The organism is Bdellovibrio sp. SKB1291214 (assembly GCF_002209355.2).
GTDB lineage: Bacteria > Bdellovibrionota > Bdellovibrionia > Bdellovibrionales > Bdellovibrionaceae > Bdellovibrio.
Genome location: NZ_CP106855.1, coordinates 1,018,963 through 1,032,034, shown reverse-complemented (window position 1 = coordinate 1,032,034; position 13,072 = coordinate 1,018,963). Strand labels below are relative to the sequence as shown.

Annotated in this window: 11 protein-coding genes and 1 pseudogene; 10 read left to right on the top strand and 2 right to left on the bottom strand. The window is 44.5% G+C overall.

All coding sequences use genetic code 11. The annotated features are described in order from the left end of the window. The first annotated feature begins 86 nt into the window (after positions 1 to 86). The 5 genes from ftsA (at position 87) to B9G69_RS05095 (ending at position 5,776) form a co-directional block, all read left to right on the top strand. Entirely contained in the window at positions 87 to 1,346 is a 1,260-nt protein-coding gene (gene ftsA, locus B9G69_RS05115; protein WP_088615432.1) for a cell division protein FtsA, read from the top strand. A 66-nt stretch (positions 1,347 to 1,412) separates the two neighbouring features. Beyond that, positions 1,413 to 3,122 (top strand): cell division protein FtsZ, encoded by a 1,710-nt coding sequence (gene ftsZ / locus B9G69_RS05110; protein WP_088615431.1) that lies wholly within the window; start codon positions 1,413 to 1,415, stop codon positions 3,120 to 3,122. Beyond that, on the top strand, positions 3,122 to 3,868 hold the full coding sequence (locus tag B9G69_RS05105; protein WP_088615430.1) for a UDP-2,3-diacylglucosamine diphosphatase: 747 nt from the start codon (positions 3,122 to 3,124) through the stop codon (positions 3,866 to 3,868). Before ftsZ ends, B9G69_RS05105 begins: the two co-directional genes overlap by 1 nt. Positions 3,869 to 3,932: 64 nt before the next feature. Further along, positions 3,933 to 4,493: a hypothetical protein gene (locus B9G69_RS05100; protein ID WP_088615429.1), complete on the top strand. Its 561-nt coding sequence runs from the start codon at positions 3,933 to 3,935 to the stop codon at positions 4,491 to 4,493. Between the two features lie 2 nt (positions 4,494 to 4,495). Next, entirely contained in the window at positions 4,496 to 5,776 is a 1,281-nt protein-coding gene (locus B9G69_RS05095) for a metallophosphoesterase family protein (protein ID WP_088615428.1), read from the top strand. A gap of 43 nt (positions 5,777 to 5,819) precedes the next feature. Here the strand turns inward: B9G69_RS05095 and B9G69_RS05090 are convergent, their stop codons facing one another. Next, positions 5,820 to 6,581: a hypothetical protein gene (locus B9G69_RS05090; RefSeq protein WP_254916862.1), complete on the bottom strand. Its 762-nt coding sequence runs from the start codon at positions 6,579 to 6,581 to the stop codon at positions 5,820 to 5,822. Between the two features lie 128 nt (positions 6,582 to 6,709). Between B9G69_RS05090 and B9G69_RS05085 the strand changes: the two genes are divergently transcribed. Next, positions 6,710 to 7,258: an NUDIX domain-containing protein gene (locus B9G69_RS05085; protein ID WP_088615427.1), complete on the top strand. Its 549-nt coding sequence runs from the start codon at positions 6,710 to 6,712 to the stop codon at positions 7,256 to 7,258. 16 nt (positions 7,259 to 7,274) lie between these two features. Continuing rightward, positions 7,275 to 8,000, top strand: a pseudogene (locus B9G69_RS05080) (aconitase family protein); the annotation flags it as partial. Positions 8,001 to 8,061: 61 nt separating this feature from the next. On the opposite strand, the gene B9G69_RS05075 reads toward B9G69_RS05080, so the two are convergent. Next, a complete protein-coding gene (locus B9G69_RS05075) occupies positions 8,062 to 8,607 on the bottom strand; it encodes a hypothetical protein (RefSeq protein ID WP_088616611.1) in 546 nt (181 codons plus the stop codon). A 374-nt stretch (positions 8,608 to 8,981) separates the two neighbouring features. On the opposite strand from B9G69_RS05075, the gene B9G69_RS05070 reads away from it, so the two are divergent. The 3 genes from B9G69_RS05070 to B9G69_RS05060 all read left to right on the top strand — a co-directional run bounded on the left by B9G69_RS05070 (position 8,982) and on the right by B9G69_RS05060 (position 13,050). Continuing rightward, entirely contained in the window at positions 8,982 to 10,130 is a 1,149-nt protein-coding gene (locus B9G69_RS05070; protein ID WP_265437988.1) for a hypothetical protein, read from the top strand. A gap of 351 nt (positions 10,131 to 10,481) precedes the next feature. Further along, on the top strand, positions 10,482 to 11,186 hold the full coding sequence (locus tag B9G69_RS05065; protein WP_088616613.1) for a FliG C-terminal domain-containing protein: 705 nt from the start codon (positions 10,482 to 10,484) through the stop codon (positions 11,184 to 11,186). A 139-nt stretch (positions 11,187 to 11,325) separates the two neighbouring features. Continuing rightward, complete coding sequence (locus tag B9G69_RS05060) at positions 11,326 to 13,050, top strand: alpha/beta hydrolase family protein (protein WP_265437987.1); 1,725 nt, start codon at positions 11,326 to 11,328, stop codon at positions 13,048 to 13,050. Positions 13,051 to 13,072 lie beyond the last annotated feature (22 nt).

Here is a 13,072-nt window from a genome sequence, read left to right as displayed (position 1 = left end):
TCGGCTCAAATCGAATAAAATGATTTTATTCGTCGGTCTCTCAAACAAAGACGCTCAAATAGGGTGTCATATACGAGGACTTAGGGATGAGTACATCAAAACCGAAAGCTCCGGTATTGGCTGGTTTGGATATTGGTTCGACCAAAGTTTGTTTCGTCATCGGAACCGTCAATCCCGAAGGGAAAATCGAAGTCGCGGGAGTAGGAACTGCTCCTAATACAGGCATCCGCCAGGGTGTTGTCGTTAATATTGAGGCAACAACCGATTCTATTAAAAAAGCAAAAGAAGAAGCAGAGTTGATGTCTGGTTACAGCGTCGGCGAAGTATGGGTGGGCGTTTCTGGAACTCATATTTCTTCTTTCGACTCAAAAGGTATGGTCGCAATCAAAAATCGTGAGGTAACACCTTCTGAAATTGATCGCGTGATCGAAGCGGCGAAAGCAGTAGCCGTTCCAACAGACCGTACCGTTTTGCACATCCTTCCAAGAGAATTCAAAGTCGACGGTCAAGACGGCATCACTGATCCAGTGGGCATGTCAGGTATCCGTTTGGAAGCGAATGTTCATATTGTTACAGGCAGCCAATCTGCGATCCAAAACACTGTCAAATGTGTTGAGAAAGCGGGATTGAAAATTGCTGGTTTGGTTTTAAGCCAGCTAGCATCTGCAACAGCTGTTATTTCTAATGATGAAAAAAATCTGGGCGTAGTCGTTGTCGATATGGGTGGCGGTACTTGTAATAACTTGTACTTCGTCAACGGCAGCGTAGCTCACTCCTCTATTATTCCAGTTGGCGGTTCACACTTTACTCACGACGTGGCTGTAGGACTTAGAACTCCTCAGTTCGCGGCCGAGGTTTTAAAGAAAAAATACGGTTGCGCAATGGCATCCATGGTGAACGACAACGAAACAATCGAAGTTGAAGGTGTAGGCGGTCGTAAAGCTCGCGTGATCCCTCGCAAGGATCTTGCTGATGTGATCGAAGCCCGCGCCGAAGAAACATTGAATCTGATCGCTAACGATATTCGTATGAGCGGTGTGATGCCAATGTTGGGTTCAGGTATCGTTTTGACTGGCGGAGCAAGTCAGTTGGACGGCCTGATCGAAATGGGTGAGTTTATTTTTGATATTCCGGTTCGCAGAGGTGCGCCTTTGGAGATCGGTGGTCTGACTGATGTCGTGAAGTCTGGTGAGTTCTCTGCAGCAGTTGGATTGTTACAGTATGGTTTGTCACAACGTAAAGATTTGTTGATGGGCCAGCATACGCAGGAACTTGAGATCAATATTGGAGAGTCGATCAACGGCTTGACCAAGCGTCTTAAGGAAATGTTCGACAAGGTTTTTTAGTTTTTAAATTTACTCGGTGGGGGCTGGAGGCCTCTGTATCTTTTAAGCATCGTCGGGAGGGACAACATGTTTGAATTAGAAGAAAATATCAATATCGGTGCGAATATCAAAGTTGTAGGCGTCGGCGGTGGCGGTAGCAACGCAGTTTCTACAATGATCGCTTCTGAAATGGGCGGCGTTGAATTCATCGTAGCAAATACAGATATCCAAGCTTTGAACTCACATAAAGCATCTAACAAAATCCAATTGGGTATCGATTTGACAAAAGGTTTGGGCGCCGGTGCAAATCCAGATGTCGGCCGCAGAGCTGCAATCGAATCATACAACGAAATCGTAGAAAAATTGGAAGGTTCTGACATGGTATTCGTCACTGCTGGTATGGGCGGTGGTACGGGTACTGGTGGCGCTCCGATCGTAGCGAAAATCGCTCGCGAATTGGGCGCACTAACTATCGGTGTTGTGACGAAGCCATTCCTTTTCGAAGGTAAAAAACGTGGTAAACACGCTGATGCCGGTCTTCAAGAACTTAAAGACAATGTTGATACATTGATCGTAATCCCGAACCAAAAACTTTTGACTATCGCAGCTGAAAAAACTCCACTTTTGGATACATTCAAAAAAGCTGACGAAGTACTTTTGCAAGCGGTTAAAGGTATTTCTGATTTGATCAACATCCGTGGTTTGATCAACTTGGACTTCGCAGATATCCGTACGGTTATGTCTTCTAAAGGTATCGCGATCATGGGTACTGGTGCTGCTAAAGGTGAAAACCGCGCAGTAGAAGCAGCAACTGCAGCGATTTCTTCTCCACTTCTTGAGAACGTAAAAATCGACGGTGCAACTGGTATCATTGTGAACATCACAGGTGGTTCTGAGTTGTCATTGTACGAAGTGAACGAAGCAACGACTCTTGTGACAGAAGCTGCTCACGAAGACGCAGAAATCATCTTTGGTGCTGTTATCGACGAATCTATGGGCGATGAAGTTCGCGTCACTGTTATTGCAACTGGTTTTGACTCTCACGAAGTTAAACTTGTCAACGACATGGCTCAAGTAAACCAAATGCAAAATTTCTTGAACCAACAGTCGGCTCAATTCGGTATGAACAACATGGGCATGGGTATGCAAATGCCACAAATGCCAAACATGAACAGCATTCCGCAAATGCCTCAGTTCCAAATGCCACAGATGCCTAACATGAATCAAATGCCTGTTATGCCTACAATGCCAACTATGCCGGTGATGCCTCAACAGGCTACACCAGTTGAACTGCCGCCTATCGCGACAGTGCAGTCCCAAGTGATGAACTACACTTACCAGCAGCAAGTGGAAGTTCCGGTCACTCCGGGGTTACCCCAGCAACCCGTAGTTGAAACTGTAACAGTTCCTCCAGTTGCTCAAGTAACACCGCAAGTTGCTCAACAAGCCGCTCAGTCTGTGGCAGCACAAGTGCCTCCACAAGCTCAGCCAATGCAGCAACCAGTAGCACAACCGGCTCAGCCAGAGATGGCAACACCTATCCAACCACAAGTTGAAGGTGTTTCTCCTCGTGATTTGTTGTTGGCTAAGGCTCGCGCTTTCAAAGAAAGCCAAGACCTTAAAAACCGTCATGCAAATCCTGAACAGTTGTCTATGAACGTAGACCACGAACAACAATCTTTGGAAGAAGCTCGTCGCATGGCACGTGAAGTGTTGAGCTCTCCATTCTCTTCTCAAAACTTGGAAGTACCTGCATTCATCCGCAAGAAACAAGGTTTTGATTTGAAACAAGACTAGTGGAAGCCTGGTTCATATCTGACATCCACTTGAAATCCGCAGAAGAGCGCAATGGGCAAATCCTGTTGCGCTTTTTGCGTTCTTTGCGGCAGGGAAATCCTTCGCAAGTTCACCTTTTTATGTTGGGTGATATCTTTGATCTTTGGATCGGTGGTTCTGAGTTCTTTGCAAGAAAATTCCAGCCCTTGATGGATGCCTTGAAAGACCTGAGAAATGCTGGTGCACGTATTACCTACATCGAAGGAAACCATGACGTTCACGTCGAAGGTTACTTTCAGAAAAAATTAAACGTCGAAGTCTTTGTCGAAGCTCAGTACTATCAAATTGATAATTTAAAAGTGCGCGTTGAGCACGGAGATCTGATCAATCTGAACGATATCAAATATCTAAAGTATCGTTCAATCATTCGGAATCCATTCATTAAACCTCTCAAAGACGTCTTTCCTGGGAAGTTCTGGGATTATGTCGGCAACCGTGCCAGCAAAAAAAGCCGTGAACGCAGCGGTCACTATCGTCATCGTAATGAGGAGCAGTTAATCAAAATGATCCGAGGTCATGTGCCTCGCGCCTACGATGAAGGTCCTTTTGATGTCATTGTATCTGGTCATATGCATGTGTTCGACGACGCAATTGTGTCAACGCATGGCCGAGACGTCCGCTCTGTCAATTTGGGTTCTTGGTTTGAAGAGCATGTTAAAGTATTCCGTATTAAAGATGGCAAATGCGATTGGGTGACGATTTCCTGACAGTGGGCCCATTGACCTGGGTAAGCTTCGCTTCTAAAGTCTTCCTCTGATGGAGGAAACCCTTATGCGTTTGCTTATGATCGCAGTTCTATCTTTATCTTTCGTAGCATGTGCTACAAATCGTAACAAAGCTGAAAAAGTAGATACTAAACTGGACAATTCTGCTCCGGTCGGTAGCGGTGCTATCGGTATTAAAGATGGTGATATGGTTTATCAACGTAAAGTTGCGATGAACGAACAACTCCGTACTTTGGAAAATGAGGTCTACGATCTGGAAGCCCGTGTATTCGGGGGACCTCGTTATCTTGATAACCGCGGTTTGTACGGCGTCCTTCGCGATTGCCGCCTGCAAATGGGCGAGGCTGAAAATAATGGCGATGGAAAAATGCGCTGGACAGAGTCCCGTGTTTACGTCACGTCCGAGGAAGATTTTTCTAAAATCGGTGTGGAAAATAAAAAAGACATCGTGGGCGTAACTGAAGAAGGCTTGCGGGACCGCATCGATCGCTTTAAGGGTTATAAGGACACGTTGGTTAAACGTCAGGATGAGTATGAAACTAAAGTGAAAGTCTGCGAACTTGAATTGAAACGACAAAAAGCAAAAAATAAAGTTGAAGGGAACTAGGAATGCGTTTGTTTAAAGCTTCCTCCGCACTAGCGTTGATCTTTCTGGCGGCTTGCGCTCACAAGCCAAGCGATAAAGCGGAAAACCTGACATACGTGGGTCTGGCAGACACAAAAAATTCATTCGTAAGAACCATCAAGCCGAAAGATGGTAAATGCAATCAGGTGACCATTTCGAATGGAACGGATTCCCAACAGGTCGCCCTCGTAGAACGAAAATTTGATACGGTGACGGTTTGCGAAGCTACCTTGCCAGAGGGTGCAAAGACTGTCGTTTTGGACGAAAAAGAAATTTCAATTCCCCAAACACCAAAGCGTATCGTTATTTTTGGCGATACAGGGTGTCGTTTAAAGGGTGACTATTTCCAAGACTGTAATGACGAAAAGCAATGGCCATTCGCGCGCATCGTAAAAGCGATCGACAAAGAAAACGCAGATCTGATTGTTCACGTGGGTGACTATCATTATCGTGAGTCCTGCAAAGACCCGGTAAAATGCGCGCCATTCAAAGAGACCCTTGGTTATGGCTATCGCCCTTGGGAAGCCGATTTCATTGCACCAGCAGCGCCTTTGCTACAATCAAAGCCCTTCATTTTCGTGCGCGGTAATCATGAGGATTGCCAGCGCGCTCACGAAGGTTTTAGTAAATTGCTAACTCCTCTTGGTGAAGACTCTTGCCCTCAATTTCAAGAAACTCGCTACACAAGCTTTGGCAATATGCTAATTGTGAATTTCGATAACGCCACTTTGTCGGATCAAAAGTTGGATCCCAAGGGATCAGAGATGGCTTTGTGGCGCGCACATTACCGCAAGATGATCACGACAATCAACGCTCGATCTGAAAGTGAAGTGTGGCTGGTTGTTCACCGTCCGATTTGGGGGTTGGCTCCGAATTGGAATGGTCCCGCAGCTGTTTTACCTGTTAATTTGAATATGCAAACATTGACGAAAGAAATGCCACTTCCAAAAAAAGTGAAAATGGTTTTTGCGGGGCATATTCATAATACGCAAATTGCAGTGGCGACAAATCGTCCGGTGCATGTAGTGATGGGAGAGGGTGGAACGGCCCTGGATTACTATGATGCTGCCACTCGCAAGCTGATCCCTGCGGGATTCAATGTCTTACCCTCGAACCATGGTTATATGGTTCTTGAGAAAGACAGCAATAGCAAATGGGTAGGGACTGTGAAAGGTTATGATGGGCAGACGAACTTTACCTGTGGCTTAGAAGAACCCGGAGTTCCGTGTGTGGCGAAAGAGCCCGAAGCAAAAACGGTGAAGTAAATTTTAATCAGGCAAAAAGGCTTCCTTAAGGAAGCCTTTTTTATTAGAAATTCATCGTATAACCTATAACACCTAAGACGCCAGACATCGTGGTTCTTAAATCTGATCCGCCATGTTCAACCTCTAAGCCGTTACCGCATTGAGAAATCCCGGTGATGGCGCTACCGGAACAGTTACCCCCTTCGGACATGTTTCTTTCTACAGGGAGATATCGGATGTTTCCCTCGACCGTCACGCAATGCGATTCAGTAAAACAGAAATCCACACCCATGCCTGCCATGGCTCCGAAAGCTGATCCGTTGAATTTCAAATTATTTGTGGCGGCATCAATTTCCCCGGTTAGTGAACCGTAACCAACACCGCCTTGTAAGAAGAAATGAATGAAATCATTTTCCAATGGATACATCCGAACAATTGGAAAAACCGTGAATCCGTTCAAATTATAATTATAGGCTCCACCAGTGCCAAAGCCTTTGGATTCTTGCATAAAATACGAGGGGCGTAAAACGAAGGCATAGGGACTGCCACCAAAACGATAAATCCAATTGGCATAAAATTCATACGCGGAGGTCATGTCTTTTGAGTTCGCTGTATTGGTAGCATTGTTTTCTGTAATAACAGCATTCATATCTGTTTGATTTGAAGTGACGACTGAAAAACCTAATCCCAAAGCGTGCGAACCACCACCAAGGGCATTGCCTTTAAGACCCCGAGAAACACTCACCGCATTTGCTGATTGAATAAAAATTAGACTGGCAAGAATCGCTAAAAAAGAGAAGACACCCGCTTTACGGAAAAACAACATAGATCCTCCTGATCTAATATTCGTTATTTCTTCTATGCACTTATAAAATCATGGAAGTTCGGTTCGCATATATATTTCTTCCGACAAAGACCGTGACTGACTTAAGTCCAGCGTGAGACGCTCATTGTATGAAGCATTTAGAAGAAAAAACTCTGTCATCCAAGCAAGTGTTCAAAGGTCGTTTTTTAAAAGTGGAGGAGGATAAGGTCCAGGCTCCTGACGGAAAAACGTATCATCGTGAATACATCGTTCATCCTGGTGCAGCGATGATGATCCCTCTGCTGCCTAATGGAAATGTGGTGATGGTTCATCAGTATCGCCATGCTGTAAAGCAGGTGATGTTGGAGTTCCCCGCGGGTAAACGTGACCACGGCGAAGACAGTTTGGTAACTGCAAAACGCGAACTTACTGAAGAGACTGGATATTCCGCAAACGAATGGAAATTTTTGACCCCCATACACCCTGTGATTGGATATTCCAACGAGCAGATCGATTTGTATTTGGCAAAGGATCTAAGCAAGACTCAGCAACGTCTGGATCAGGGAGAGTTTTTGGAAGTCGTCGAAGTGGCTCCTCGAGATCTGATTAAGCTTATTCAAGAGGGTAAACTAACTGATGTGAAAACCCAGATAGGCGCCTTTTGGCTTGATAAAATTCTGCGCGAGGAGTGGAATTGAGAGGGAGGATCCTCTCATGTTGGTACAGTCAAAAGACAGCTTTAAGACAAAAGACAAACTCAAGGTCGGTGGGAAAGAATATACGATCTTCAATCAGAAAAAAATTTCCCATCCGAATTTAAAAAAACTTCCAAACTCACTTAGAGTTCTTTTAGAAAATCTTCTGCGCCACGAAGACGGCGTTCATGTCACTAAAGAAGATATCGACTCGTTGTTGAGTCTGAGTAAAGAATCGCTCTCTCGTGAAATTTCATTTTTTCCAGCGCGCGTTTTGATGCAAGATTTTACCGGCGTTCCTGCGGTGGTAGATTTAGCTGCCATGAGAGACGCCATGAAATCATTGGGTGGAGATCCAACGAAAATCAATCCGCTGGTGCCAGTTGATTTGGTTATCGATCACTCCGTTATGGTGGATTCTTTCGGGACCCCTTCAAGCTTTCAAGAAAATGTGAATATGGAATTCAACCGTAATCACGAACGCTATGTGTTCCTAAAATGGGGGCAGCGTGCTTTCCACAATTTCCGTGTGGTTCCTCCGGGCACGGGAATTTGCCATCAAGTGAATTTAGAATATCTGGGTAAGACAATTTGGAACGCGAAAGGCCAACACGGCGAGTATGCATTCCCTGATACGCTGGTGGGTACGGATTCCCATACAACGATGGTGAATGGCTTAGCAGCTTTGGGCTGGGGTGTTGGTGGTATTGAAGCAGAAGCGGTGATGCTAGGGCAACCTTTAAGCAGGTGAACTAAAACAAATATTAGTTTATATGGCTGATTTCTGAAATCCGCCGATGTCGTCGCTACTTCGATGATTTTACGGGTGGTTGAGCTGCGCTCGGTTGTGCTGGTGGATTTGACTGCTGCTGTGGAGCTTTTTGTTTGGCTGGCGGCTGCTGTCTGTTGAGAGTGCTCATTAGATAGGTGCGGCCGATTTCGAAGATTTTGTTTTTTGTTTTGATATCCTTTAGGCTCATTTGAAGGATTATTCCCGGGTCAATTTCGTCAGGCATATCAAGAACTTCTACTTCTAGGAAGAAAGCGCCTTCCTTTACCCTTTGAAGAGTTAGTTTTTCGCTTCCTAATAACGTGCGCGCAAGCTCTGATCTTACTTTGTATTCAATAGTCGCGATGGAGTTCCATTGTTGGGGAAGTTGGCCTTCGCGCTTTAAATTATCGATATCATCATTGATCAATTTCACAAGTTGTTGAGCTGGCGTGAGTTGTACACAGTTTTCGGATGATGTGCTTTTGCGGATAAAGTTACCTGTAGGACCATCTTGTACAATCAGGAAGGCTAGGACGCCGGCGGTTAAGATTACCAATGTGCCGATTAACTTATAAATCATTCTAATATCCTTGCTGTCATTCATCGATGGAATCTAGAGAAAAACATTTGTACTAATTGGGCGACTTCCATGCGACCCAACGTCACGCAGAAATTAATCTCTTTTCATTATGGGAATTTTTAGGAAGGGCTCAAAGGCTTTCGTGTGGCTAGCCCAAAATCGCTCCTTCAGCCTAGGGCTCCTCTGATCCGCTAAAATACTGAAATTCCACAAGAAAGAGCGCCCTTAAGGGGCCGCTGTCTAAGAATTCGACGATCGGGGCCTGTTTGGTGGAATTGGACGGAACTAGAAATATCTTTGAATTACCTATACTTAGGAGGTCCGTTCGAATCTGGCACTGAGATTGGATATATCCAGGTCAGAGAGGTGTGTCTATGAAAACACTTACCAGATTAACAGCACTAGCATTTGCCGTCGGATTTTACGTGGGTTGCTCCCCTGTGAATTTCGGGGTAAGCAGCGCTGACTGTAATGCCAGCACAAACTGTGTGGTTTCTAATAATAAGAAAGCATACTCGTACTCTGTGACGGCAGGGGCAGGTAAGGTTGACATTCTAATTGTTAACGATAACTCGGCTTCTATGTCGTTTGAACAAAAACGATTGGCCCCTCGCTTTGCCAATTTTATTCAAAATTTAGATGCTTCGAAAGTTGATTATAGAATCGCGATCACGACGACGGATGTTAGCGGAGGTAAGTTTCCTCAAGGTGGGCAACTGATCTCTTATGGTGATGGGTCAAAATATATCACTCCATCAAACTCAAATAGACTGGCGTTGTTTAATGCTGCGATTCAAAGAACAGAAACACAAGCTTGTGAGAACTTTATCGCGAATTATTTGAGAAATAATGGTGCTAGCTCGATCAATACTTCGGGATATTCTAGTGGTTATGCTGCGAATTGCCCATCGGGTGATGAGCGCGGTATTTATTCTGCGAACTTAATTGTACAGAACAATCCAAGTAGTTTCATCCGTACGGATGCTCACTTATCTATTATCTTCTTGTCTGATGAAGATGAAAGAAGTTCGAGCGCGGTTTGGTCGAATGGTTATCCTTTGTCCAATCTGGATCAGCCTTCGACTTTGCCTAAGACTGTGAAATCTGTTTTAGGTGACGCAAAATACAACTCCTTATCGATTCATGCTATTGTGGTTCGTGATAGTTCTTGCTTGGCTCAGCAAAACAGCCAAGTCCTTGGAGATAATCCAAATCAAGACACCAGAGGCTTGGTATCCGGTGCGATCGGCACAGCTTATCTAGCATTCACTACGACGAGCCCAGCTTGGGGAGTGTCTGCAGATATCTGTTCTTCTGATTATACAGGCCAGTTGGGTACGATTCAGACTTCGATTCAGGCTAAGATCAAAGACATCTTACTGAATTGTTCTAATCCAACGGATGTCGTGGTGAGTGTGTCTGGTACGAATGTCGCTCACTCTATCAATGGAAATGTTCTGACATTCTCACAGACGCTTTCTCCGGGAACGACAGTGAACTTGTCGTATAAATGCGGCATCTAATGCTGTCGATCGAATTTCAGAATAGAAAATCCAAATCGGGTTTTTTGGTTCGAACCTTGAAATACCTTTTGCAGAGAATGCATCTTTTCTAAATCTAATACCACCAAAGCGATGCTCACCACTTCGCTTTTTTTATTCCAACCCTTCACATATGGGGGTGTTTTGTTGTGAGACGGGAGGATGGATAGAGATGAGATTTATTTTGATAAATCTTTAGTTTTGCGGAGATGTTTTGGACAATAGATGGGTTATGGAAGGTGAGGAAGCTTTCAAGGATGATATTCTCGGTGTGAGACCGAATTACCTGGTCTTAATCCTTTAGTCTTGAAAGTCGTTTCCGATATAACAAATATGGGAATGCTAGACAGATACAAAAAAAAGGGCGGGTTCTTTCAATTGCTTCAGTTGTTGGAGACATCACCAACTACGAAGAGAGAACAATTTTTAACTCTTATCGCGGGCGAGAATCCTGTTTGGGAAGAAGCTCTTCGGAAAAGAATTCTAACAATCGGGCGAGTTTATGGATGGGAGGGCCAGTACTTGGTCGAGATCTTTTCTCGCGTCCAGCCTATGACCCTTGCGTATGCATTGCACGGCAATCCTGATGAACAAATCGAACAGCTGTTAAGCTGTCTGCCTCCAATTTCAAAAAGAAAAATTACGGACTTGATGGCCGAGGCGGCTCCGACGCCAGCGGAAAAGGGAACGAGTATCTCTAAGATGCTGACGGAAGTGCGTGGCTTTGTAAGCCAAGGTATTATTCGCCTGGAAAAAGTCGATCCAGAACTTCATATTCCTGAAAACATTGAAGAGATTCTGAACACGACGGCTTTCAATATAAATATGCCGCCACTGACTTCGGATGGAAATGTAGCAAAGAAAGATATGAAACCTAACATCGTAGGTGACTCCGATGATTCGCCAGGTTCAGCTGTAAGTCAGGAAGCGGAATTTTTGCGCAGAAAAGTGAATCAGCTTTCTTCGGAAGTGAATGCTTTGAAACACGAAAACACCGTATTGAAAGATAAGCTTGCACAGATCAAAAAGATTGCTTAACGCGACGATCGTCGAGATTCAATTAACTTTCTCCTCTGTAGGTTCCCTGTTTTGTCGATGCTTTTGACAAACAGGGACCTGTCATTAATGCCAGTTGGTTAGGTCCGATAAGCCATTTGAAGCACGTGAGGTGTAACAAATGGTTTCCTTAAGAACCGCAATTATCGCATTATCTTTCGTCGTGTTGAGCACTGAAGCTCTGGCGCAAGTCTCGATAATCAATCAGGAACAGAATGATTCTGAATTCCTGTTGGAATTGACTAAGGCTGTGGATCCAACCGCGACCTCGGTCCTTGGAATTCTTAACCGAGTTCCAAAAGCGGAAAATAATAAGGATGTCGCTCCTGAGTGCGATCCTAAGTTTTTCGAAGATCAACTTCTATCAAAAAAACGTACAACGGAAGAATACTTTAAAGCCGTTAAACAGTTCATGAATGATTGCCAGTCTGAGTTGGCTTATGGATCTCCAAAGGGGATTTTGAGTCTGGCTAAGATGGCAGTGGATGAGTATAAATTTTTTAAGCATCCCCAAGTCACAAGTCTGCAAATTCCATTATCAAACGGTGTTGTGGTACCTGCTATTGTAGCGCTTAAACAAGATTCTCGACCTCGTCCACTGGTCGTCATGAAGTGTGGGGTTTTTTGTGGTGCTGACCAGAACGCCTTTAACGTCACTCACTTAATTCAGTTGTTCGACTTGGCTCCATTTAACGTCGTGTTATTAGCGAATCAGACCGGTTTGGACTATCTGATCGCCAACTCCCACTTTTCATTGGGCGGATGGAGTGAGGGCTATGAAGCTTTGTTGGCTGGTAAATGGCTTCGTGAAAAATGGGCCCATCGTGACCGTATTTCTAGTATGCACTTAATGGGCATGAGCTTAGGTGGAAATGCAGCCGTATTCGGCGCGGCCTTTAACGACATGTATCCAATGGGAAATGGACAAAAAGTTTATAACTCAGCGACAGCGGTGTGCCCGGTTATTTCCTTAAAGCCCACTTTGGAGCATCTATATAGTGATAATGTTATTGGTCCCGTGTTTAATATGATGACTCGCTCTCAGTTCCGAAAGGCTCGGGGCTATTTGACGGATATTCCCGAAATGGTTGCGGATGACCAATTGCCTGCACGAAAGCAGATGCCATCATACCTGGGCGATATGGCTTCCACCTCTTTACAAAGACGTGGTATCGCAAGCACAACACCGGAATTTTTTAAGAGTAATAATTTTTGGAATTTACCTAATAAGGTCCAGACGCCTTTGATGGTATGGGCTTCAAAAGACGACAACGTTGTTAGTAACAAGTTAAATGCCCAAGTTTTTGAAACGGATGACTATTATGAAACCGCACCGAATGTGGGGGTGGTTAATGCGAAATATGGTAGTCATTGTGCATTCTCGGCGGCATACGGTTATCAAACGGCGGCTCTGATGCTAAGAAGCTTTGTTCTGCACAACAGTCCAGAGTTTGTAGACTCGTATAAACGTTCGGAAATGCCTTGGAAGTTTGGTTTTAAAAAAATCTCAAGCGTCTATCAACATGTGGGTCAGTCTTGGAAGTTCGAAGCTAAATCCCAAAAGGCCTCTGTGACATTTCGAATGTATAACTTTGTCGCGAATAAAAATTGTTATTTTAAGAATCCATTCGGTGATGAAGTGGCCGGTTGTATAACGACTCGCCAAATTGATGTTCCGATTTCTGAAATTGCACCTATGGGCGCCCGTGTCCCTGCAAATGACGTGGAAGCTCAGGCGTTGACGCGTGAATTTAACTCGAAGGTGGAATTTTTAACAGATGGAAAACCTATGAATGGGACCAGTAGCTCGAATTTTGTGTTGAGCTGGCGTCCGTTATTTGAGTAAAAATGAAATGCAGCCTTCTTGT